Genomic DNA, 23,180 nt, shown 5'->3' on the forward strand with positions numbered 1-23,180 from the left:
AGATTTAAAATTATGTAACTTTGCAGCCGAAAAGGCTTCCCTGCTGGGGGCATGCCCCCAGCAGGGAGTGGGAATGAAAGTTAAGAACAAGCCTTGACACAGTTTAATTTACACCCCCGACCAATGACAGAAAATAATATATTATCACGTCAAAATACTTTATGGATGCAAGGTGTATCAGCATTATTAATCATGCTGATGCACTTTGTTATGCAGTTAGAGGACTATCCTCGCTTTTTTAATATTTTTGGTAGCGTAGCTGTTGCTGTTTTCCTATTTATTTCAGGATTTGGCATTAATGAAAGCCATAAAATAAATGGCATCAATAACTTTTGGAAAAAGAGATTTCTTCGTGTAATCATCCCATGCTGGACTATCTTTTTATTTCAACTACCATTCGTTGAACATTTTAATTCAGTACAACTTCTAAAGAATTTGACTTTTTACGCTTCAGATCTCTGGTTCGTCGATTATATCATACGATGGTATCTTGTATATTGGATAAGCAGAAGATTTTTTACGAAAAATACGAAATACATTCTTTTTGTCTTTGGAATATATAATGTATTCCAGCAACAACTATATAGTGAACAAGCTTTCTCCTTTTTCTGTGGATACTTAGCATCAGAATATGTTGGGAAGCTGAACAAACTAAACAAAAAGTATGTATTGAAGTATACTTGCCTAAGCGTAATATACGGAATTATATTCCTGTTAATCAAAGAAATACCAACTATTCAGCAAATAAAGGGATCGATACTGTTTAATGTTATACTGCTTAACATTAAACTGCCGTTGGCTATGTCTATCATAGCCGCACCTTTCCTTTTTCCACTATTAAAAAAGATTGGTATATTCAATAAATTAGGTAAAATCAGTTACGAATTATATATAGTTCACTACAACTTTATGCCAGCCATCACTGGTATTATATCCATATTCATCTATTCTGCATATTCAATTATCATAAGTGTTATTTTCAGAAGAATCAATCAGTTTCTAAGTAAAAAAAGCTATTTCATTTATAGCTTAACAGGCATTCTCTATATAGGGATATGCTATACGCTCATGTGCAAATATAGTATGAGAGTTACAGAACACTATGGATACATCTGTATTGGATACGCTTTAGTTTTGGCTTTAGATATACTCTTCTTTGCAACAAAAGAAGAAGAGAAAAAAATAAACAAATATTTACCCTATCTGTTTGCTGCAACAACTACAGTTCTTGTAATAGGACTATTGATAGTACAATACCATTTTGACCCTTTGACCAACAAAGTTGATCGATGGTCAGCCTTAGCTTATCCTATCCAAAATCTTTTCAATGGACAATTTCCGTATTCTGCCAAAACACATCTAGGCGGAAATGCATCACCATTTCCTATATGGCTGGTATTCCATATACCATTCTATCTATTACAGAACGTAGGATTATCAGAAATATTCACTTGCATGATATTTATCTACAGTATTAAGTTATTATCAGGTTACAAAGCAGCCATCAAGGCTACACTTTTATTGTTCCTTTCTATTAACCTTTGGTATGAAGTAGCTGTAAGAAGCGATCTCATATCAAACTTCTTTCTGCTAGCAGCTTTTATCAATATACTGCAAGTCTATCAAATTAATTTCAAACAGCACCCATGGATTCTGTCTGTGTGTGTAGGTTTATGGTTATCTACCAGACTGAGCGTAGCATTTCCTCTGTTCATTCTATTTTTTCCATACTATATAAAATTAAAAGTAAAGAAGCAGATTCTTATCCCACTTCTTATTGTGGGAGTATTTACAATGACATTTCTACCATTAATATTATGGGATGCCAAGGAGTTATTTGAAGCTGAAAATAATCCTTTTTCCTTACAGTTTAGACAAGGTAGCCCTATTGCAACAATATTCCTTGTTACAATAGCTCTTACCATGTCACTAACCTGGAAAGGTAGTTACCAATTTCAGGTTCTATATTCTGTTATAATACTACTGCTCATCCCAATAATCTCCTATGGATATTCTATGTATATTTATGGGAATTGGACAGATATATTTAATTCAAACTACGACATAACCTATATAGATGCAGCCATTCCATTTGCAATAACAATTCTATCTTTTCCTAAACTTAAAGGCTGACGTAATAGCCTAGTTTATAGAGTTTAAATATGAAAAGAGAAGGCATATTGCTACAAAGATTCATAAGCTCCCAACCTTTACAGAGAGCATGAAACTTTCGGAAAGCGCCCAGAAGATGAAACTTTCTCAAGATATTTCTTGCATGCAATAATGGAGAGTAATCATTCAACTCTCCTTCAAATGCATGCAAAGTACGTAATGCTTCTTCTATTTTTCGAAGATAAACCAGATTTTCCTCAAACTCAGTATAGGCAACGGGATTATCAATATGGGTTACTTTTATCTTCTTTTCACTTAATGCCTTTCCCAGCAAAACATCCTCATAACCATACCCCTTAACCTGTTCATTATAAGGAATTTGTTCCAATACAGACTTATGATAAAAGAAATTGGTTGTACGAAAGGATTTATAAGGTTCAGACTTTCTCACTATATATGAATGTTTAGATTCTTCATGCTTTTCGTATCTAAAACGCAAATTCTCACGATATAATTGAACAGTAAGAGAACCACCATCCACACAAACTCCTCCACAGGCAACTTCTCCAACCCGAACACCACAACTAAGATAACGTATCAAAAAATCATTATTCACTAATATCAACCTAGCATCTATCATTAAATGCCACTCATACTTTGCCTGTCTAACTAATGAATTCCGCATCGCAGCACGACAATCATGATGTTCTGAACATATATAACGACAATTTGGCAAAAGAGTCAATGAATAATTATTTTCAATAGTTTTTTTGTTAGTACTACCATCATCAAAAACAATAATTTCATAACACAAACCAGAAACAGCTTGTGCTTGTTTATGAAGAGATTTTACCAGCAAAGTGGCTTCATCATTATAAACAGGAATAAGTATAGACAGCTCTTGTATAATCATACTATTTAAACGACAATAATCCTGTTTTATTGCTAATAGCATGGAGTATATGATAAGAATTATTAAATATAATAAGTATTTTTGGTAGATAAATTGAAATATCGTATTTTTGTGAATAAATAAATCTCATTATTATTTTATAAAATGGAAATAGTATATGTTATAGAAGATTTTTCAATAAAAGGTGGAGCAGAACGAATTATTGCTGAAAAGGCTAATTATTTAGCCTCAAGATTTCAACATCATGTTACTATTGTTTCCATATATCATGATGAGCGTCCTATAAGCTACCATCTAGAGGAAAGCGTGGATTTCATCTCTCTTAAAATTCCGTTCACTCCCAAAAATAGTTCTATTCTATTAAAAACTCTTTTTAGAATAATAACAATAGGAAAAATTATCTTTAAATTTCAAACTATTATCAATCGTATCCAACCTAAACTCATATTCTATACTATGAGTTTGGGAGCTATCTTATTACCCTTAATCAAAACAAAAGCAAAAAAAGTATACGAGTCGCATTCTGCTCGTTCATTTACTCCTTATCATAAATTATTTTTTCTTATGGAAAAAGCGGCCGATCAAGTAGTTTGCTTAACTAAAGGTGACGCTAAAGAATATAAACATACAAAAAAAATAAGTATTATACCCAATTTTATCAACACACCCCATAAACTAGTGGAAAACTATGACACCAAAAGAGTAATAGCTGTTGGTAGATTAGAATATGCTAAAGGATTTGATGTTCTTATAGAATGCTGGAAAAAAGTTGCAAAAAAATATCCAAACTGGCAACTCCATATCTATGGAGAAGGTAGTTGCTATGAACAATTACAACAACAAATCAATTTTCTCAATCTAAAAGAACAAATTATACTTTGTGGCAGAACAGATAATATATGGGATATCTATCCTAATTATAGTATTCAAGTTATACCATCAAGATATGAAGGTCAAGCCATAACTCTTATCGAAGGGCAAGCCTGCGGAATACCAACTGTAGCATTTGACTTTAAATATGGTGCAAAAGATATTATAACCAATGGATATAATGGTTTTTTAATACCACAAGGGGATAAAAATAAATTTTCTGAAGCTATCATACAAATGATAAGTTCAGAAAACCTGAGACAAAAATTTGGAATCCATGCTATAAAAGTAGGAAAAAAATACTATCGTGAACAGATATTTCCTAAATGGGTAAAACTTATAGAACAATTATATAACACTTATGTTTCTACATGAGTGAAATAAATAATTGTTCATATTCTTTTGCCACCTTCCGATAATCATGATATTTCATAACGAAAGCAATGCTTTGACGCGAGAGATATGATAAATGTCCAGAAGTAAAGAAAGCCTGCTCGATGATTGCCACATTCTGAGATTCAGAATACTCAGGACTCACATTGATAATAGGACGTAATTCTGTTTCGCCAATGAACTCATAATATTCTTCCTCTCCTCCACCGATAACCACCGTACCACGTGCCATGGCTGCCAACGAATTCATGGATGGAGTATAACTGTAAAACTGATCTACCAGAACATCTGCTTCATCCAGCATCCGGCAATATTCATCATAGTCTACTCCTTCTACATATTTGAGGTCTATCTTACCAGGATTTTTCTTTGACAGAATTTCCACAAAATGAGCTATCTTTAAAGCACCTTTCAGATACTCGCGCTTAGGTTGTAAACCTACAAGCACTTTGATAACCTCACCATTCCCTTTCTGCCTGTTTTCATCTATAGCAGGAATTATCATCGGGAGAGGAATATAGTAGAGTTTTTTATGAAATTCAGAAACATCGTAACAGAGGTAATATTCATAAAGACAGGCTATCAAAGCATCAGAATGATAAGATACAGTATGCCAGCACTTATCAAACTGAGGCATGAAATGAAAAGCCATACGCTCTTTATTCTCCTCGATATTCTGTAATTTACCATTCCAATAAGTATCAGAATAGGCAGGAATACCCTTGGCCTGTTGTCTGAATAGATGCGGATCATCGGCAAAACAGCCTTTAATGATTCGCTTATTGGTAAGCTTGAGAAACCAGAATATCAGCATGTTCCACCACCCCATCAAAGGCACAAATTGATAGTTATGTACCTGAACAATATCATTTCCACATATCTTATGAAGATTGCAGACAATTTTCCACAACACCATAAGCCCGCTCCATCTTCCATAACGCTCCATATTACGGCGCAAGTCGATGTCACGAGGAGAGTTGTGCCAATCATTGCCGTCGGACATCAGCGTTACCTGATGTCCAAGTTCTACTAATCCCTTTTTGAGAGTATTATGTAGCAAACTAGACTCACCTACCAACAGAATCTTCATAACTTTATATGATACTTATTTATAAGATACTTGAATATAAGAAACTTAAGACAATTCAATATACCTATTTTCTACAATATAATCAGATTTGCGCAGTCCCATGCTTACCACCAGTTTTATGGCAATTTTCTCCAGACAGAACTTCAATGGCATCCAGCGCTTTTCTTTTTCATCACGCCAAGGACTCATCGCTTTATACTTATCAAATTCCTTTTTCCATGGATGCTTGCAGTTCTTATACCATGGTTTAGGAATACCCGTAAAATGGATAATGGCCGGATGAGCCTGAGCTTCCAATATCTGTTCATCAAATTCCCAGGAGATAAGAGAATAACGCAAATCAAACCAATACTCATTCAGTACATTATATCTGATAGGTAATACCAACTTAGAATTCTTAAACAGATAGTTCAGTACATCCTGATCATGACATCTCAACCTTTCCGTATTAGATTTCACATAATCAAAGAATTTGAGAAGCACCTGCTTTTCACGCCAATATTTCAGATTGACAACTAACATACCTGCATTAAAATATCCCAAAGTTTGGGGATAACGCAAGCGATTATAGTGTTCTATCTTATTATTATAACTATCTGGAACAGCGGCAATTGCATAGTTTTCAACAGAAGTATTCCACAATTTAACAAGTTTATCCACAACCAGAATATCGCCATCTAGATAGATAACCTTATCAATATCAGCAGGCAGAATTTCCGCAAGATACAAACGATAATAAGTAGCAAACGAAGTTCCTACATGATCTAGTTGGAAATCCAAACCTATAGGAAAATGTTCGAAGATATCATCATTAATTAGATAGAAATGGATATTTTGCTGATAACTGGCAGCTATGGCTCTGATAGGATCCAATAATGCAGCAGAATCATGATCATGCAGGAGATGTACATTGACAACTTCTCCTCTGTTGCTCTCAAACAAAGAGAGCAACATGATACCGGTCGGCATGATATATTTACTATCTGTAGAACAAACTATTTCCATTTTTATGTTTTTTGTACTACTATTAATACGTAAATTAAATCTTTTTATTATCTTTGCAGTCATAAAAAAGAATAACTTATGCAGAAAGATTTAATATCAGAGATATCTTCACCATTGGTGAGTTTCATCATTACTACAAGCAACCATCAAAAGGAATATCTTGTAGAATGCATCAATAGTATCCTTCAGCTTTCGCTCAATGCAAAAGAGAGGGAAATAATTCTCGTTGATGATGGTAGCGATGAACTGGTAGCCAGCCAGATAAAAGATTTGCTGGATAACCTGCTCTATTTAAGATTACCAGGCTTAGGCAGCAGTATGGCACGCAACTATGGCATGTACTTAGCCAAAGGAAAATACATCCAGTTTATAGAAGGAGATGATTATCTTCTTCAGCCAACCTATGAACATTGCCTTGACATCGTGAGATTCCATAATCCAGATATCGTTACATTCTGTTTCAGCAAGGATGATATAGGAGAACCATCTTACGAACTCCCTACCCCAATCAGCGGCACAGAATATCTCAACAACAATACCCTTTTAGGCTCAGCCTGTTCCTATATATTCCGCCGCGCCATTGTGGGTAGCCTGCTGTTCTCACCAAACATCAGTTTTGGCGAGGACGAGGAATTTACACCACAACTCTTCTTACGGGCAGAACGAATATTCAAGACTCAGACCTCACCTTATTATAATAGAGTGGATAAATACGCGCCTGGCGAATTAGAAAATAAGGATAAGATAGATATCCACATGGATAATAAACTGGAGGTGATTCTACATCTTCAGAAGTTGCTCGATACGGTTCCTGTAGCAGAGCGCCAGGCACTCAACCGCCGTATAGCCCAGCTCTCGATGGATTATCTGGTTAACAATATCCGTTTGAAGCATTCATTGATATCCTTGAATCATGCCATCAGAGAATTAAGGAAACACGGATTATATCCTCTTCCAAACAAAGAATATACCAAGAAATATATGATGTTCAGAAAGATGATAGGTACATACGTAGGACGAATTGCACTTCTCTTTCTTATCAAGAAATAAATGAAGGAAGGCATAAAGATTTCTCCCATCCGGATAAGCATACAGAGGAATAAGAGAAAATCCTATATAAACAAAAATAGAGCATTCAAATCACTTGAACGCTCTATCTTTATAATTAGATTAAATTTTCTAATATTATTTGTATAAGTAAAAGATGATGAAATGACGTTTCACAACGTCCGTTTGTTTTAACTGATGCAAAGATACGACGATTTTTGTCTATAAAGTCGTAAATTATACATTTTATGGTAGCGAAATATGATTTTTTCACCCATAAAAAACAAATTTTACCACCAATCTTATAATTTTCACCACATCATTCTACGATAGTGATAACATCTTTTCTATTGGTTTGACCGCTTTTTTCGCTATTTCAGGAGCCACTTCCACTGTTGGCCAACCAAATTTCAATGCATTGTATATCTTCTTGAGCGTATTCATCTTCATATACTCACACTCGTTGCAGCTGCAACCTACTCCACCCTCGCTTACCTCTGGAGGTACGGGATAGAAAATTACGTTAGGACAATTACGCTCCAGCTCATGCAGGATACCAGCCTCTGTAGCGATAATATACTCCTTGATTTCAGGATGCTCTTGGGCATAATGCAACATGGTGGCTGTAGAGCCCTTTACATCGGCTACAGCAAGTACAGGTGCCTTACACTCCAGGTGAGCCATCACAACAGCCTCAGGATGCTTCTGCTTCAGTTTAACTATAGCCTCTACAGAGAATTTCTCATGTACATGGCAACCACCGTTCCAAAGCAACATATTGCGGCCTGTAACGCTGTTTATATAGTTACCGAGATTATAGTCTGGACCAAAGATGATTTTTTCGTTCTGTGGAAAACTGTCAATCACCTTCTTGGCATTACCGCTTGTCACTACACAATCAGTCAGCGCCTTTACTGCTGCCGTGGTGTTTACATAACTCACAACCTTATATCCTGGATGCTCTTCCTTGTACTTTTTCAAATCCTCAGCCTTACAGCTGTCAGCAAGCGAGCAACCAGCATTCAAGTCAGGACAGATCACGGTTTTGTCAGGACTCAAGAGTTTGCATGTCTCAGCCATGAAGTGCACGCCACACATAACCATTACCTGGGCATCGGTTTCTGCAGCTTTACGAGCCAAAGCCAAAGAGTCGCCAACAAAGTCGGCGATGTCCTGAATCTCACCTACCGTATAGTAGTGGGCGAGGATAATAGCATCTTTCTCCTTGCAAAGCTTTCTGATTTCAGCTTTCAAGTCCAAGGCTTCGTCAACGGGTTCGTCAACGTATCCTTTCTCAATCCATTCTTTTTTCACCATAACATTCATATTATATTTCTTATTTTTTATTTTTTTAAAAGAGAATATAGAGATGATGATATGCCGTGGATAAGTGGATAACATTCTGCATAAAAACTTGCGTATTTCGTTATCCAAGTCTTATTTCAGTTTATCCGCAGAGGCCTTTGAAATCTTTTTCTTGTCTCTTAATGCATTAACCGGTTTATCAACATTTCCCCAATTCGGTGCAAAGTTAATAAGTTTATATCTTTTTTCGGTCAAAAACTGCGAAAAAGTTTCTAAAAACTTAATAATATCTATGTGGATATCCTCTTTTCGTTGGTTTGAGATAGGTATGTGTGGATATTTACAAACTTATTAAAAAGTTATTATTGGGGTTTTCCGTACACTTATCCACGCTTTTGTGGAAAACAAAAAAGAGCAGAAATCCATCAGGATATTCTGCTCTCTGGTCTGAGTTATTTATATGGTAGTTTTTGGTTATAGGATTTCCATCTGTTTCTTTCTATTCTATACCTATTTATATATAGGTTTCTGATATATTATTATATATAGAAGTTCTGATTCCCTATCTTTTGTTCAAAACAGAATCAATTTTTTCTGTTACCAGTTCAGGAGAGATATTTTTCATACATGCGAAGTCTCCCCTAGCGCAAGGCTTGTTACCATAGATACTGCAAGGGCGGCAAGGTAAGTCAAGCTGTACGGCATTGGCAGGATCCTGATGCCAGCCCATGAAACCTGCGTATGGATGGGTAGCTCCCCAGATGCTTACTACAGGAGTGTTTACAAGCGATGCCAAGTGCATATTGGCACTATCCATGCTCACCATAACGTGCAGATGACTAATCAGGATGAGTTCCTGTTTCAATCCGTTAAGATGAGAAGAAGCGTTAATGAGTTGTGGATACTTCTCAGCCCAGTCGTTCATCACTGGTGTTTCGTCTTTGCCTCCACCGAAAAGGAAGATATGAGCGTGTGGATGATTGTGGATAAGTCGCTGGATAACTTTTTCCATCAGTTGTATCGGATATATTTTTCCCTCGTGTGCAGCGAAGGGAGCAATACCAATCCACGGCTCTGTTATGTGCTTGTCTTCTAGTGAGATAGCATTCTCTCCTACTCCGAATACCTCCTGTGGTAAGATACTTAAATCTCCTTGTTTTCCATCCCCATAGATAGATGTGAAATCCATGTGGATAGGATATCCAAGTTGTGCAAAAACATCAGCATAGTTTTGGAACGATGTAGGTTGCTGCACAAGTTTTTTACCATTAGAAGCTACCAGCTTGCGTTTTCCCTTGCGATGTTTGTCAATATGTGCAACCTTGAAGTTATCCAGGTTGAAGCGCATACGCAGATAATCGGAACGCAGCACGCTATGTAAATCGGCAATTGCTGTAAACTGTTTGGCTATCAATCGGCGATAGAGTGCGTTGAGTCCTTTCACCCCTTTGTATTCCTCCTTGATATCAGCTTCCATAAAGCCAACGTTAGGAGCCAAGTCTTCAAAGAAAGGACGGGCAAAGGGACGACTGAGCACAGTAATTCTAACTTTCGGGTATTGTTTGGCCAAAGATTGAATTACAGGTACGGTCATGGCTACATCGCCCATGGCTGAAAATCTAATTACCAGGATATGCTCAGTTTTCATCGTTTTTTTCTTCTATATATAATATAAGGTGAAAAAAGAGAGCCATACCTCTTATTATATAATAAGGTGTATGCGCTCTCCTATTCTGTTTTTTTATTTCTTGTAGAGTACAGGATTGGTTGAAGGATCGTTGTACATCTTCATCTGTCGGTAAACCTTCATGTATTTGCGTCCAGCCTCGATATCTTCCAAGAGTTGGTCGATAGCTGTAGAAAGGTCTACCTGCTGTTCCAGGAGTACATCCAGTTTGGCTTGGCATTTCGCTTTGTGCTCAGCCGAAGCTTCCGGGCGTTCCACCTGCTCCTTCATGTGATAAATCTTGAGGGCAAGAATACTCAAGCGGTCAACAGCCCATGCAGGACTCTCAGTGTTGATGCGTGCATCATCCTGAACCTTCACGTCTTTGTATGTTTCGCGGAAGTAAGTATCGATTTGCTCAACGAGGTCTGTTCTGTCCTGGTTGCTCTTGTCGATTCTGCGCTTCAATACGAGTGCTTCAGCCGGGTCTATCTGAGGATCACGGATAATATCCTCGAAATGCCACTGTACTGTGTCAATCCAGCACTTCAGATAAAGGCAGTTCTCGATGCTACCTTCCTGATATGGATTATTGATTGGTGTATCAATGTTGTCTTTGATATGATAATCGGCTATCGCCTGATTAAATATCTTATTGGCTTTTTCTGTAAATGTCATAATGGATTTAAATGTTTAATTAATACCGTACAAAAGTAACAAAATAATCTGAAACGACCAACAAAAAAGGAAAAAAATGCCAAAAATATGCACAATTAGGGGGTGTTTGTGCACAATAATGCACTTTTTTTGCCAAAATATTTGTTTATCTCAAAAAAAAAGTGTTCCTTTGCACCCAGATTTTTAATTAGAAATTGATTTATAAACATTTTAAAAGTTACAATTATGTCAGAAATTGAAAGCAAAGTAAAGGCAATTATCGTTGATAAACTCGGTGTTGATGAGGCTGAAGTTAAGCCAGAGGCAAGCTTCACAAATGATCTTGGTGCAGATTCTTTGGATACTGTAGAGTTGATCATGGAGTTCGAGAAGGAGTTCTCTATCTCTATCCCAGACGATAAGGCTGAGAAGATTGCTACTGTAGGTGACGCTATCTCTTACATTGAGGAGAACGCTAAGTAATTTAGCAGCTAAATTATACTAAATGGAATTAAAGAGAGTTGTTGTAACAGGTCTCGGTGCTGTGACTCCAGTTGGTAATACTCCTGAGGAAACTTGGGAGAGCCTCCTTGCTGGTAAGAGCGGTGCTGCGCCTATTACTCATTTCGATACAACCCTTTTCAAGACCAAGTTCGCTTGCGAGGTTAAAGGCCTGAACATCAATGATTGGATTGATCGTAAGGAAGCTCGCAAGCTTGACCGTTATACCCAGTTGGCTATGATTGCTGCCATGCAGGGTGTAAAGGATGCTAATATCGATCTTGAGAAGGAAGACTTGAACAACGTTGGCGTTGTATTTGGTGTAGGTATCGGTGGTATCAAGACTTTCGAGGATGAGGTGAAGTACTATGGTACTCACGAGGAGAATGGTCCTAAGTTTAACCCATTCTTCATCCCTAAGATGATTGCAGATATCGCTTCAGGTCAGATTTCCATCCACTTTGGATTCCACGGACCAAACTACACTACTACATCTGCATGTGCTTCTTCAAGCAATGCATTGGCTGATGCCTTCAACCTGATTCGTTTGGGTAAGGCAAACATCATCGTTAGCGGTGGTGCAGAGGCTGCTATCTGCGCTTGTGGCGTAGGTGGTTTCAATGCTATGCATGCATTGTCAACACGTAATGATGACCCAGAGCATGCTTCACGTCCGTTCAGCGCAAGCCGTGATGGATTTATCATGGGCGAGGGTGCAGGTTGCTTGATTCTCGAGGAACTTGAGCACGCTAAGGCTCGTGGTGCGAAGATTTATGCTGAGATGGTAGGTGAGGGCGAGAGTGCCGATGCTTATCACATCACAGCATCTCATCCTGAGGGTCTTGGTGCTAAGTTCGTTATGGAGCGTGCACTTGCTGATGCCAATCTGAAGCCAGAGGACATTGACTATATCAATGTTCACGGTACATCTACCCACGTAGGTGATATTTCAGAGGCTAAGGCTATCAAGGCTGTCTTCGGTGATGCAGCTTACAAGCTCAACATCAGTTCTACCAAGTCAATGACTGGTCACCTCCTTGGTGCTGCTGGTGCAGTAGAGGCTATGGCTTGTGTTCTTAGTGTGAAGAACGATATCGTTCCTCCTACTATCAACCACGAAGAGGGTGATAATGATCCAGAGCTCGATTACAACTTGAACTTTACCTTCAACAAAGCTCAGAAGCGTGAGGTTCGTGCTGCATTGAGTAATACTTTCGGATTCGGCGGTCACAACTGCTGTGTAGTATTCAAGAAGTATGCTGAATAATTTTATAGATAGGATAAAGCTCTCTTTCCGCAAGGATAAAGAGCTTTATTTGTCTTTATATGAAATCCTCGGTTTTTATCCTCACGACATCAGCTACTACAAGATGGCGCTGTTGCACAAGAGCATCATGCACCGCAATTCTAAGGGAAAACCAGTGAACAACGAGCGGTTGGAGTTCTTGGGTGATGCGGTTTTGGATGCTGTAGTAGGAGATATCGTGTACCAGCATTTCCCTGGCAAGCGTGAGGGATTCCTTACCAATACCCGAAGCAAGCTAGTGCAGCGTGATACGCTGAATAAACTGGCACAGGAAATGGGCATCAACCAGCTGATTCTTTCTAATGGCCACAGTTCTTCTCATAACAGTTATATGGGAGGAAATGCGTTCGAAGCTTTGGTAGGTGCCATTTATCTGGACCGTGGTTACGATGCCTGCATGTATTTTATGCAGAAACGTATTCTGGCACAAATGATAAACATCGATAAGGTGGCTTATAAGGAGGTTAACTTCAAGAGCAAACTCATCGAATGGAGCCAGAAAAACCGCGTGAAGCTGGATTTCGTTATGCTAGACCAGCAAAAAGACAAGAATGGTAGCCCGATTTTCACCTATCAGGTTGTACTCGAAGGTGTTGAAGGTGGAGTAGGAAAGGGCTATTCCAAAAAGGAAAGCCAGCAGGTGGCTTCTAAGACTAGCTTGGAAAAACTGCGCAAAGAACCACAGTATATTGATGCTGTGTTCACAGCTAAGGCTAACCGCACCAAGATGGAAGAGGAACCTGTTGAAAACGTGCCTAACACAGAAGTGAAAGACGATTTCATCATCTCGCAGGATGCTGATGCAAAAAACGCACCGGTAGAGGAGAAGCACATCAATGTTTTCAAAGAGGAGGTTTTCACAGAGAAATCTGCCGAAACTGCCCAGGAAACTGAAGTGCAGGTCGAGGTGAAGGATGAAAAGAAGGAGAGTGATGAGTTCGATTTGAGCGACATCACGGCTCAGCCTAAGGAATTATCAAGAGAAGAGATTATTGCCGCTGCCGAAGCGGCTGCTTTCGGTAACGATGAGTAAACTGTATCTCTTTCCGGATAGGAAATACGATTTTATAGAAGACTCCCATAAGATGGTAAATATCGCCACTTATGGGAGTCTTTTGTGTTGTATATTTCCTTTTTGTATACTTTATCTTACCCTTTTGTATTAAAAAATAGTAAAAACTTTCTCTATATCAAAAGTTTGATTTACTTTTGCATCTACTTAAATGATATATATCTAGATATGAGTTTAACAACGATAGTAAGTAACGTCTTCAAACCTCGGCAGAAGGAGTTGGAGAAGTATGTCTATGATGCAGAACATTTGCAGCATAAAGTGCTTATGCACCTTATAAATAAAGGAAAAAATACTGAATATGGTGTCAAGCATTTATTAAATACCACCAACAGTTATGATAAATTTGCACAGAATATTCCTGTCAATACCTACGAGGAGTTGAAGGGGGATATCGACCGTATGCGTCATGGCGAAAAGGATATTCTATGGCCGGGACTGGTAAAATGGTACGCCAAGTCATCTGGCACCACCAACGATAAGAGTAAGTTTATCCCGGTTTCTCATGATGGCTTGCATGGCATTCATTATGCCGGAGGCTTTGATGCCGTAGCCTATTATCTGCGCAATAATCCGAAGAGCAGACTCTTTGATGGCAAGAGCCTTATCTTAGGTGGAAGCCATTCGCCTAACTATAATGTGTCGGATAGTCTGGTTGGTGACCTGAGCGCTATCCTCATCGAAAATATCAATCCGCTTGCCAATCTGGTGCGTGTTCCTAAGAAGTCAACCGCTCTCCTGAGCGATTTCGAAGTGAAACGCGACCTTATTGCCCGCGAAACGATGAATAAGAACGTAACCAATATCTCGGGTGTTCCTAGCTGGATGCTTAGTGTGCTGGTGCGTGTCATGGAACTTTCCGGCAAGAAGCATCTGGAAGAGGTATGGCCTAATCTGGAGGTATTCTTCCATGGCGGTATTGCCTTTACTCCTTACCGCAAGCAGTATGAACAGCTCATCACTTCGCCTAATATGCATTATATGGAGACTTATAATGCCAGCGAGGGATTCTTCGGACTGCAGGATGATCCGGCAGACCCAGCCATGTCGCTTATGATAGATTATGATGTATTCTACGAGTTTATCCCTATGGACGAATTCGGCAGCGAGAATCCTACCGTTGTGCCTCTTTGGGGTGTTGAGGTAGGCAAGAACTACGCTATGATCATCACCACTTCCTGTGGTTTGTGGCGCTATCTCATCGGCGATACGGTTCAGTTTACCAGCAAGAATCCTTATAAGTTTGTCATTACCGGCCGTACCAAGTACTTTATTAATGCATTTGGCGAGGAACTGATCATGGATAATGCCGAGAAGGGATTGGCTTATGCCTGCGAGAAGACGGGTGCTCAGGTTTCTGATTATACCGCTGCGCCGGTTTATATGGACAGTAATGCCAAGTGCCGTCACCAGTGGCTCATAGAGTTCTCTCAGGAGCCAGCCAGCCTCGATGAATTTGCCAGTCTGTTAGACCAGAAGCTGCAGGAAATCAACAGCGATTACGAGGCCAAGCGCTTTCACGACGTTACCCTCCAGCATCTGGAGATAGTGAAGGCTAAGCCGGGACTCTTCAATGAATGGCTGAAGAGCAAGGGTAAGTTAGGTGGACAGCATAAGATTCCACGCTTGAGCAACAGCCGCAAGAACATTGATGAGATGCTCATGATGAACAAATAAAACAAGCTGCATGCTTCTTCCGCCTGAAGTTGAAGTGATGCTGCGATATTAAGAAGATATAAAGAATGATTCAATTGAACGACATAAAGAGCAAGTTGAAGGCAAATTCACTGTTTCTGCCTTTCTACGTCTTAGCTTTCCTCATGTTGGTATCCTGTGCCAAGATGGGACAGCCGGATGGTGGTTGGTTCGACGAAACTCCTCCTAAGGTGATTGGAGCTTCGCCAGCCGATAAGGGCGTAAATGTGAAGCAGAAGAAGGTGAATATCTATTTCGACGAATATATCAAGGTAGATAATCCTACCGAGAAAGTGGTTGTTTCGCCTCCGCAGCTCGAAGTGCCTGAAATCAAGGCTTCGGGCAAGCATATTCAGATTTCTCTGGTAGATTCGCTCAAGCCGAATACTACCTATACCATCGACTTTTCCGATGCCATCAGCGATAATAACGAGGGCAATCCGATGGGAAACTATACCTACAGTTTCTCTACCGGCGAGGTCATCGATACGATGGAGGTGTCAGGATATGTGCTCGAATCAGAGAATCTGGAGCCTATTAAGGGTATTCTGGTAGGTCTTTACGCTGGTCATGCCGATTCAGCCTTCAAGACCAAGCCTATGCTGCGTGTAAGCCGTACCGACAGCCGTGGTCGCTTCGTCATAAAAGGTGTGGCTCCGGGCTCTTACCGCATCTATGCCCTGCAGGATATGGATGGCAACTATATGTTCAGCCAGAAAAGCGAAAAACTCGCTTTTTCTCATGATATTATCGTGCCGTCAAGCAAGCCGGATGTACGACAGGATACTACATGGATTGATTCCTTGCATATCAAGTCGATAGATCAGGTTAATTATACTCATTTCCTACCGGATAATGTAGTGCTCCGTGCCTTTACCGAACTGGTTTCCGACCGCTTCTTCCTCAAGGCAGAGCGTCAGAAGGCCAACTGCTTCTCGCTCTATTACAGTTATGGTGATTCTATCCTGCCACAGATCAAGGGCTTGAATTTTAATGAGAAAGATGCCTTTATTCTGGAAAAATCGGAGAAGAACGATACGCTTACCTATTGGCTCAAGGATACGGCGCTGGTCAACCAGGATACGCTGAATATAGAGCTTACTTACCGTATGACAGACAGTACGGGCGTGCTTCGCAACCAGACTGATACGCTCGAAATTCTTTCGAAGGAACCTTACGAAAAGCGTATGAAGGCGCAGGCTAAGGAACTGGAGAAATGGACCAAGAAGCAGGAAAAACTGAAGAAGAAGGGTGAACCTTATGATAGCGTGATGGCTGTAAAACCGCTTGATGTTCAGATGAGTGTCTCTTCTCAGCTCGATCCTGACAAGAATGTTATCTTCACCTTCAATACGCCGCTTGCCAAGGCCGATACGGCAGGCATTCATCTCTATGCCAAGCATGATACGCTATGGTATAGGGCGCCGATGGAGTTTAAGCCGCTGGGCAACCGCAAGTATATTCTGAGAGGCGAGTGGCGTCCGGACATAGAATATAGTCTGGAGGTTGATTCTGCCGCGTTCCAGGACATCTACGGACTTGTATCTAAACCTGTGAAACAGGGTTTCAAGGTCAATTCCCTGGATACTTACGGCACGCTGCTCATTAATGTAACGCACGATTTCGACAATCATCCGCTCCTCGTTCAGCTACTCAATGCGCAGGATCAGGTGGTGAAAGAAGTGAAGGCAGTGAACGGAGTAGCCGAATTCTATTATCTCAAGCCGGAGAAGTATTACATGCGTCTGATAGTAGACCGCAATGGCAACGGCAAGTGGGATACAGGCTGCTATGATAAGGATGAACAGGCAGAAGAGGTGTATTACTATCCAGACGTGATAGAATGCAAGGCTAAATGGGATTTAACCGAGAGTTGGGATCCTACGGCCCGTGAACTTTCCCGTCAGAAGCCTGGTGCCATTACCAAGCAGAAGCCTGATAAAGAAAAGAAAGTTAAGAACCAGAATGCGCAACGTGCCAAGAAACTTGGCATCGAGTACATTCCTAAATTATAAAGAGTTATGAAAACGATTAAATCATTCGGGATTGCATTATTGCTACTTCTGGTCAGCACTACGGTGTCTGCCCAGTGTACCTTCCGTAATACAGCCTTCAAGTCGGGCGAGTTCCTTACTTACAATCTGTATTACAATTGGAAGTTTGTTTGGGTTAAAGCTGGTAATGCCAGTATGTCTATCGTCCAAACCACCCGTCATGGTAAGCCTGCTTATCGCGGTTCTCTTGTTACAAGAGGCAATAAGCGTGTAGATGATATCTTTGTGCTTCGCGACACTCTGCTCTGCTACAGCGGCACCGATTTGGCGCCTATGTATTTCCGTAAGGGAGCTCACGAGGGCAAGCGCTATACGGTAGATGAGGTATTCTACAGCTATTCTGGCGGTAGGTGTCATCTCAAACAGCACCGTCAGCAGCATGATGGTAAGCATGTATGGAAGAATGCCACCTACGATGATTGTGTTTTTGACATGATGAACATCTTCCTGCGTGCCCGCAGTTTCAATCCTGCCAACTGGAAGAAGGGTTATACCGTAAAATTCCCTATTGCTGATGGAAAGAACCGCACTCCAGCTCAGATAAAGTTTGATGGTAAGGTTACCATCAAGGCAGATAATGGTGTGAAGTACCGTTGCCTGCGTCTTGCCTATATGGAGTATGAGGATCGCAAGTATAAGAGAATAGTAGATTTCTATGTAACCGATGATGAGAATCATATTCCTATCCGTTTGGATATGTTCCTCAAGTTTGGTGCTGCCAAGGCATTCCTCGTAGGAATGAAGGGTGTGAGAAATCCGGTTTCTTCTATCGTGAAATAAGATAAAACAAAGCTCTCGGTGCATGATGCATCGGGAGCTTTGTTATTAATATGGTTGTGCAAGTTGATTATTTCGGCAGCGATATGGTGAATTCCGACCATTTGTCTTCTTCGCTCTTTACGCTTATTTTGCCGCCATGGGCATTGATTACCTGCAGCACGTAGTTCAGACCGATACCGAAGCCGCCACGGGTCTTCCGGGCATCTCTTTCGTGCTCAGCAGCACGCTCAAAGCGGTTGAAGATTGTTTTCATCTCACTTCTGGCTATGCCGATACCCTCATCGTATATCTTGATATATACATTTCTGTCATTCTCGGAGGTGGAAATCTGAATATTGATTTCTTCCTTCGAGTATTTGGTGGCGTTATCTACTATATTGCTGATAGCCTCCTTCAGATATTCCTCATCTGCCAGTGCCGAAGTGGCTCCGAATAGGGTTGTGATATGAATCGGTTTTGCTGATTTCGCCTTGTATTTATCCACCACATCCTCTATCATCGCCTCCAGATCTATTTCAGCCTTCTGGATACTCAGTTTACCATGTTCCAGTTTTGAGATGGTAAGCAGGCGGTTGATGAGAGCAAGCAGATGCTGTGCCTCGTCTTCTACGATACAGAAATATTTCTCCTTCATTTCCGGCTTCTTCTCCAGTACGCCGCTGTGCAGATATTTGGTTCCCATGATGATAGAGGTGAGCGGCGACTTCATGTCGTGAACCATGGCATAGGAGAAGTCCTCGCGTAGCAGGCGAACCCTTTCCTGCTCATCGATATAGTTGATTTGGTCGATAAGGCTCAGAATAATGACCACCATGGTGAGTAGAGAAGTGAGCAGGGTGATGCGACTCTGGTAGAGTGCCGAGAAAAAGGCATGCGCCCTCACATCGGCTGCCAGACTCCAGGGATTATCGTAGCCCATCTGGTGAACGCTCATCTGGAATGAGTTGTATATCCAGAAAAGTTGCATGCACAGTACGGCTACCAGCGCCATCGTACCGAGCATTTTGGTTCTGTTTGCCTTCATAATCAGGTGGTTTTAGTATTCTTTTTCTTCTTCATCCTCTTGTATCAGCAATGGTTCTATATTCTTCTTGAGAAGATAGAATCCATAGCCCATCATGCCCAGTCCCAGGATGCATACTAGGATGGTAACCCAGTTGCTGCCCAGGTTGAACGGAACCATATTGGATATGAGATAAACCGCAAATATAACGATGGAACTTCGGGTTTTGCAGTAAAGCCAGAAACCGTATAAGGTGCATGGGAGGGCTGCCAGGACGTAAAATATCCAGAGTGCCATTCCCTCGCCCGAACCTGCTGTCAGCGTAGTTGGCATAATCATGAGCAAGTATACAAGCAGAACGACCCATTTCTTCTTTCCGCTTTTCAGAAGTTCTTCCAGAATGGCACCATAGAAAACGTAGGTTGAGATAAATGTGCCTACCAGCATCAGTGGGAGAATCTGGAAAAAGCCGAACTGGCTCATTTCTTTAGGTATAAAATGAATGCCTAAGTAGCTCATCAGGGCATAATAGGCGATGATAAAGCCCAGCATCGGCATAGAGCCGTAGAGCATGAGTTGCCATTTGCTCTCTGGCTTTACCTTGCCAAGCGTAAAACTCGAAAACTTGCCTTTATGAAAGGTAAACCAGATGATGAGTGTAGCTATCAGGGCGAAAGCTATGATGAAAGGAAACATTTCTGTTGTAGTCATATCTCCCTTGCTGTTGCCTGGCATGTGCTCACTACCTATATAGGCATAATACAGGCCAAAGCTGAAACCGCTTATCAGGATAGTGATGAAAAATTCAGCTATCAGGAGAAAGAAGTATAGTATCGCTTTTAACATATATGTTTGTCTTTAATAATCTGTTTTCATTCCGTATAGAGATGATTCGTTTTACTGATTTTCTGAGGCTTGAGATGCGTCTATTCTGCGATGAGTTTGAATCCCACACCTCTGATGGTTTTCAGTTCTACGCCCGGTTCGTCTTCCAGCGCTGTGCGGATTTTCTTGATGAATACATCCAAACTTCTGGAAGCAAAATAGTCTTTGTCTTCCACGTCCCAGAACCGGCTCAATACGGCTTCGCGGCGCACCACCTCGTTTTTGTTTACTGCCAGCAGTTCCAGAATCTTTGCCTCTCGTGCGGTGAGCATTTTCTGTTTACCATCTTGCGTATCTTTCAGAGTAGCATGGTCGGCATCTAGAATGTATTTACCCAGTTTTATCTGGTTGCTGGCGTTTTCGCTGCGGGCTCCGGCTTTCAGTTGGAGCAGGCTATGTATATGAGCATCAAGCTCTTCCGGAATAAACGGCTTCTTCACATAGTTGTTGGCCCCAGCGGCATAACCTGCCTTCAGGTCTTTCGGCGAGGTGAGTCCGGTGGTAAACAGAATTATGGTTTTTCCGTCAACCTCGCGTATTTTCTTCACCATTTCTATTCCGTCCATGATGGGCATGTCGATATCAGATACGATAACATCGGGCTGAAAGTCTTGCCACACTTTCAGTCCTTCCTTGCCGTTTACGGCGGTTTTCACCTCATATCCTCCGATGATATCTTCGAAGCAACTTTTCTCCATATAGGCGAGGTTTTCATCATCCTCTACCAGGAGTAGTTTAGTATTTGCCATAATCTTTTCAGTTTTTGATGATTACAGTTGCAAAGATACATTTTTTTTGTGAAAGAGCCATATAAAGAGGTGGAGATTAACTTAAAGATAACATTCATTCCTGAACTTTTGAAGGCACTATGGATTAGGAACGGGGAGTGATTAGGAGCGGGTATAAATTAGGCACGGATTACGCGGATCCGTGCCTAAATAATTATTGCTTGTCCGAGTCGATGAGGGCGAGTAGATGCTCTACTGCCACCTCCTGCGGAATATTCTTTTCTACGCAAACCTGCTTGCGGTAGAGGCTTACTCGGTTAGGACCGGCACCTACGTAGCCGTAATCGGCATCCGCCATTTCGCCTGGACCATTCACGATACAGCCCATGATACCTATCTTCAGACCCTTGAGATGCTTGGTTGCCTCCTTGATCTTGGCGATGGTTTCACGAAGATCGTAGAGGGTTCTGCCGCATCCCGGACAACTGATATACTCGGTCTTGCTGGTGCGCAGACGGGCTGCCTGAAGTATTCCGAAAGCGGTTTCATCTATTGTCTGGGCAGGGATGTCTCCATTGTTCATCAGCCAGATACCATCGGTCAGACCATCAATCATCAAGGCGCCCATATCGGCAGCAGCCTCCAGTTGGAAGTCGCTCTTCTCCTCCTTGCCGTGCTGGTACATCTCGGCGAAAACCACAGGGTTCTTCAAGCCGGCATTCATCATCTCGTGAACCAATGCACGCTGGTCGCCCAGACGGTTCTGATGGTTGCTTACGCAGATAACCACCACCTCAGGATGAGCCTTCAGACAGGCGATATATTCCTCGGCAGGTGTACCATACTGCAGGGTGAGGAACTTCACGTCTGCCTTGATGCTGGCGATGAGCGGCATTGCCATGGCAGGGAAGATAGGGTAGAGTTTGGCACCAGTAGTCTCTGGCTTGCTGTTCAGCGTCTCGTAAACGTTGTAATCTACGATGTAGTTCTGACCTAGCACAAACTGCTTAGGCATTTTGCCACCGATGTAGATATAGTCTGGAGTAGCATCCTTGTTCTCACAAGCGGTGCTCTCGCCGTTGATTCGGTTGCTGATAACCACCGGAACGTTGCTGCCGCCGATATTGCCTACAGCCACGGTTTCGCGGCGGGTAGGGCGCAGCCAGTCGAATGAAGGACAAGCTGTGGCAGGAATCATCAGATGCCCCTTCTTCTTGCCGATGTAATCTACCAGATGGCGTGCCACAGGAATCTCTGCAGCCGGTTCCTCGCTCAGGCTTACACGAACGGTATCGCCGATGCCATCAGCCAGCAGGGCACCGATACCTACGGCACTCTTGATTCTGCCATCTTCGCCTTCGCCGGCTTCGGTTACGCCGAGGTGGAGTGGGTAGTTCATGCCTTCCTTCTCCATTTCTTCTACCAGGAGGCGCATGGAGCGAACCATCACAACGGTATTGGATGACTTGATGCTGATAACCACATCGTGGAAATTCTCCTTCTTGCAGATGCGCAGGAACTCGAGACAGCTCTCTACGATGCCCTCTGGCGTATCGCCGTAGCGGTTACGGATGCGGTCGGAGAGTGAACCATGATTCACACCGATGCGGATGGCAGTATGATGCTCCTTGCAGATGTTGAGGAAAGGTACGAAGCGATCCTCAATCTTCTGAAGTTCGTGGGCATACTCCTCGTCGGTATATTCCTGCTTGATGAACTTGCGGGCAGGATCCACGTAGTTGCCCGGATTGACGCGCACTTTCTCACAATAGAGAGCAGCCACATCGGCAACGTTAGGATTGAAGTGAACATCGGCTACGAGCGGAGTCTGATAGCCGTCGGCACGGATGCCGGCATTGATGTTTTTCATGTTCTCTGCCTCGCGGGAACCCTGAGTGGTGAAGCGCACCAGTTCGCCACCAGCCTTGATAATCTCCTCAGCCTGTCGCACGCAAGCCTCGGTATCATTGGTGTTGGTGGTGGTCATCGACTGGATGCGGATAGGATTATCGCCACCCAGGTCGATGGCTCCGATATGTGCCACAGAAGAGGCACGGCGGGTATAATTGAATAAATCTACCATAATATATAAGATAAG

At 41.6% G+C, this 23,180-nt stretch carries 19 protein-coding genes; 9 read left to right on the top strand and 10 right to left on the bottom strand.

Annotated elements, in window-relative coordinates:
• Window positions 1-123: 123 nt before the first annotated feature.
• Window positions 124-2,133: an acyltransferase family protein gene (locus NNC77_RS13370; RefSeq protein ID WP_254971375.1), complete on the top strand. Its 2,010-nt coding sequence runs from the start codon at window positions 124-126 to the stop codon at window positions 2,131-2,133.
• On the opposite strand, the gene NNC77_RS13375 is transcribed toward NNC77_RS13370, so the two are convergent.
• Window positions 2,123-3,025: a glycosyltransferase family 2 protein gene (locus tag NNC77_RS13375; RefSeq protein WP_254971373.1), complete on the bottom strand. Its 903-nt coding sequence runs from the start codon at window positions 3,023-3,025 to the stop codon at window positions 2,123-2,125. The genes NNC77_RS13370 and NNC77_RS13375 overlap by 11 nt on opposite strands.
• Window positions 3,026-3,169: 144 nt before the next feature.
• Between NNC77_RS13375 and NNC77_RS13380 the strand changes: the two genes are divergently transcribed.
• Window positions 3,170-4,270: a glycosyltransferase family 4 protein gene (locus NNC77_RS13380; RefSeq protein ID WP_254971371.1), complete on the top strand. Its 1,101-nt coding sequence runs from the start codon at window positions 3,170-3,172 to the stop codon at window positions 4,268-4,270.
• Here the strand turns inward: NNC77_RS13380 and NNC77_RS13385 are convergent.
• Both NNC77_RS13385 and NNC77_RS13390 read right to left on the bottom strand, forming a co-directional pair.
• On the bottom strand, window positions 4,263-5,378 hold the full coding sequence (locus NNC77_RS13385; RefSeq protein WP_254971369.1) for a glycosyltransferase: 1,116 nt from the start codon (window positions 5,376-5,378) through the stop codon (window positions 4,263-4,265). The two genes, NNC77_RS13380 and NNC77_RS13385, sit on opposite strands and share 8 nt — an antisense overlap.
• A 45-nt stretch (window positions 5,379-5,423) precedes the next feature.
• Window positions 5,424-6,383 (bottom strand): glycosyltransferase family 8 protein, encoded by a 960-nt coding sequence (locus tag NNC77_RS13390; RefSeq protein WP_254971368.1) that lies wholly within the window; start codon window positions 6,381-6,383, stop codon window positions 5,424-5,426.
• Between the two features lie 78 nt (window positions 6,384-6,461).
• Between NNC77_RS13390 and NNC77_RS13395 the strand changes: the two genes are divergently transcribed.
• The gene (locus tag NNC77_RS13395) at window positions 6,462-7,433 is read left to right on the top strand and encodes a glycosyltransferase family 2 protein (protein ID WP_254971366.1); all 972 of its coding nucleotides are present in this window, start codon (window positions 6,462-6,464) and stop codon (window positions 7,431-7,433) included.
• A 321-nt stretch (window positions 7,434-7,754) separates the two neighbouring features.
• On the opposite strand, the gene nadA is transcribed toward NNC77_RS13395, so the two are convergent.
• The 3 genes from nadA to NNC77_RS13410 form a co-directional block, all read right to left on the bottom strand.
• Window positions 7,755-8,747 carry a quinolinate synthase NadA gene (gene nadA, locus NNC77_RS13400; protein ID WP_117695487.1) on the bottom strand — a complete coding sequence of 331 codons (993 nt, stop codon included), beginning with the start codon at window positions 8,745-8,747 and terminating at the stop codon, window positions 7,755-7,757.
• A 550-nt stretch (window positions 8,748-9,297) separates the two neighbouring features.
• Window positions 9,298-10,383: a glycosyltransferase family 9 protein gene (locus NNC77_RS13405; protein WP_118254459.1), complete on the bottom strand. Its 1,086-nt coding sequence runs from the start codon at window positions 10,381-10,383 to the stop codon at window positions 9,298-9,300.
• Window positions 10,384-10,476: 93 nt separating this feature from the next.
• Complete coding sequence (locus NNC77_RS13410) at window positions 10,477-11,079, bottom strand: DUF4254 domain-containing protein (RefSeq protein ID WP_006848239.1); 603 nt, start codon at window positions 11,077-11,079, stop codon at window positions 10,477-10,479.
• A 225-nt stretch (window positions 11,080-11,304) separates the two neighbouring features.
• Here NNC77_RS13410 and NNC77_RS13415 point away from each other — a divergent pair, with 225 nt between their 5' ends.
• The 6 genes from NNC77_RS13415 (at window position 11,305) to NNC77_RS13440 (ending at window position 18,466) form a co-directional block, all read left to right on the top strand.
• Entirely contained in the window at window positions 11,305-11,541 is a 237-nt protein-coding gene (locus NNC77_RS13415) for an acyl carrier protein (protein WP_006848240.1), read from the top strand.
• Between the two features lie 22 nt (window positions 11,542-11,563).
• Window positions 11,564-12,826, top strand: a complete 1,263-nt coding sequence (fabF, locus tag NNC77_RS13420) for a beta-ketoacyl-ACP synthase II (protein ID WP_254971365.1) — start codon at window positions 11,564-11,566, stop codon at window positions 12,824-12,826.
• Window positions 12,816-13,898, top strand: coding sequence for a ribonuclease III (gene rnc, locus NNC77_RS13425; protein WP_234564710.1), 1,083 nt, complete (start codon window positions 12,816-12,818; stop codon window positions 13,896-13,898). Before fabF ends, rnc begins: the two co-directional genes overlap by 11 nt.
• Before the next feature lie 207 nt (window positions 13,899-14,105).
• On the top strand, window positions 14,106-15,614 hold the full coding sequence (locus NNC77_RS13430) for a GH3 auxin-responsive promoter family protein (protein WP_117695485.1): 1,509 nt from the start codon (window positions 14,106-14,108) through the stop codon (window positions 15,612-15,614).
• A 65-nt stretch (window positions 15,615-15,679) separates the two neighbouring features.
• Window positions 15,680-17,647 carry an Ig-like domain-containing domain gene (locus NNC77_RS13435; RefSeq protein ID WP_254971364.1) on the top strand — a complete coding sequence of 656 codons (1,968 nt, stop codon included), beginning with the start codon at window positions 15,680-15,682 and terminating at the stop codon, window positions 17,645-17,647.
• 6 nt (window positions 17,648-17,653) lie between these two features.
• Entirely contained in the window at window positions 17,654-18,466 is an 813-nt protein-coding gene (locus tag NNC77_RS13440) for a DUF3108 domain-containing protein (protein ID WP_254971363.1), read from the top strand.
• A gap of 67 nt (window positions 18,467-18,533) precedes the next feature.
• Here NNC77_RS13440 and NNC77_RS13445 read toward each other — a convergent pair whose 3' ends face one another.
• From NNC77_RS13445 to NNC77_RS13460, 4 genes are all read right to left on the bottom strand, one after another.
• On the bottom strand, window positions 18,534-19,490 hold the full coding sequence (locus tag NNC77_RS13445) for a sensor histidine kinase (protein WP_254971362.1): 957 nt from the start codon (window positions 19,488-19,490) through the stop codon (window positions 18,534-18,536).
• Between the two features lie 12 nt (window positions 19,491-19,502).
• Window positions 19,503-20,315 carry a hypothetical protein gene (locus tag NNC77_RS13450; protein ID WP_254971360.1) on the bottom strand — a complete coding sequence of 271 codons (813 nt, stop codon included), beginning with the start codon at window positions 20,313-20,315 and terminating at the stop codon, window positions 19,503-19,505.
• 80 nt (window positions 20,316-20,395) lie between these two features.
• Complete coding sequence (locus NNC77_RS13455) at window positions 20,396-21,103, bottom strand: response regulator transcription factor (protein WP_254971359.1); 708 nt, start codon at window positions 21,101-21,103, stop codon at window positions 20,396-20,398.
• Between the two features lie 193 nt (window positions 21,104-21,296).
• A complete protein-coding gene (locus NNC77_RS13460; protein ID WP_254971357.1) occupies window positions 21,297-23,165 on the bottom strand; it encodes a 4-hydroxy-3-methylbut-2-en-1-yl diphosphate synthase in 1,869 nt (622 codons plus the stop codon).
• Between the last annotated feature and the right edge of the window lie 15 nt (window positions 23,166-23,180).

This window comes from Segatella copri (genome assembly GCF_024330485.1).
Lineage (GTDB): Bacteria > Bacteroidota > Bacteroidia > Bacteroidales > Bacteroidaceae > Prevotella > Prevotella copri_L.

What these genes read in the sequence shown, in the direction of transcription:
- nadA (WP_117695487.1), bottom strand. Translation starts at nt 8,747, where the DNA reads ATGGTGAAAAAAGAATGGATTGAGAAAGGATACGTTGACGAACCCGTT.
- NNC77_RS13390 (WP_254971368.1), bottom strand. Translation starts at nt 6,383, where the DNA reads ATGGAAATAGTTTGTTCTACAGATAGTAAATATATCATGCCGACCGGT.
- NNC77_RS13460 (WP_254971357.1), bottom strand. Translation starts at nt 23,165, where the DNA reads ATGGTAGATTTATTCAATTATACCCGCCGTGCCTCTTCTGTGGCACAT.
- NNC77_RS13375 (WP_254971373.1), bottom strand. Translation starts at nt 3,025, where the DNA reads ATGATTATACAAGAGCTGTCTATACTTATTCCTGTTTATAATGATGAA.
- NNC77_RS13440 (WP_254971363.1), top strand. Translation starts at nt 17,654, where the DNA reads ATGAAAACGATTAAATCATTCGGGATTGCATTATTGCTACTTCTGGTC.
- NNC77_RS13430 (WP_117695485.1), top strand. Translation starts at nt 14,106, where the DNA reads ATGAGTTTAACAACGATAGTAAGTAACGTCTTCAAACCTCGGCAGAAG.
- NNC77_RS13380 (WP_254971371.1), top strand. Translation starts at nt 3,170, where the DNA reads ATGGAAATAGTATATGTTATAGAAGATTTTTCAATAAAAGGTGGAGCA.
- NNC77_RS13385 (WP_254971369.1), bottom strand. Translation starts at nt 5,378, where the DNA reads ATGAAGATTCTGTTGGTAGGTGAGTCTAGTTTGCTACATAATACTCTC.
- NNC77_RS13435 (WP_254971364.1), top strand. Translation starts at nt 15,680, where the DNA reads ATGATTCAATTGAACGACATAAAGAGCAAGTTGAAGGCAAATTCACTG.
- NNC77_RS13445 (WP_254971362.1), bottom strand. Translation starts at nt 19,490, where the DNA reads ATGAAGGCAAACAGAACCAAAATGCTCGGTACGATGGCGCTGGTAGCC.
- NNC77_RS13410 (WP_006848239.1), bottom strand. Translation starts at nt 11,079, where the DNA reads ATGACATTTACAGAAAAAGCCAATAAGATATTTAATCAGGCGATAGCC.
- fabF (WP_254971365.1), top strand. Translation starts at nt 11,564, where the DNA reads ATGGAATTAAAGAGAGTTGTTGTAACAGGTCTCGGTGCTGTGACTCCA.
- NNC77_RS13450 (WP_254971360.1), bottom strand. Translation starts at nt 20,315, where the DNA reads ATGTTAAAAGCGATACTATACTTCTTTCTCCTGATAGCTGAATTTTTC.
- NNC77_RS13370 (WP_254971375.1), top strand. Translation starts at nt 124, where the DNA reads ATGACAGAAAATAATATATTATCACGTCAAAATACTTTATGGATGCAA.
- NNC77_RS13455 (WP_254971359.1), bottom strand. Translation starts at nt 21,103, where the DNA reads ATGGCAAATACTAAACTACTCCTGGTAGAGGATGATGAAAACCTCGCC.
- NNC77_RS13405 (WP_118254459.1), bottom strand. Translation starts at nt 10,383, where the DNA reads ATGAAAACTGAGCATATCCTGGTAATTAGATTTTCAGCCATGGGCGAT.
- NNC77_RS13415 (WP_006848240.1), top strand. Translation starts at nt 11,305, where the DNA reads ATGTCAGAAATTGAAAGCAAAGTAAAGGCAATTATCGTTGATAAACTC.
- NNC77_RS13395 (WP_254971366.1), top strand. Translation starts at nt 6,462, where the DNA reads ATGCAGAAAGATTTAATATCAGAGATATCTTCACCATTGGTGAGTTTC.
- rnc (WP_234564710.1), top strand. Translation starts at nt 12,816, where the DNA reads ATGCTGAATAATTTTATAGATAGGATAAAGCTCTCTTTCCGCAAGGAT.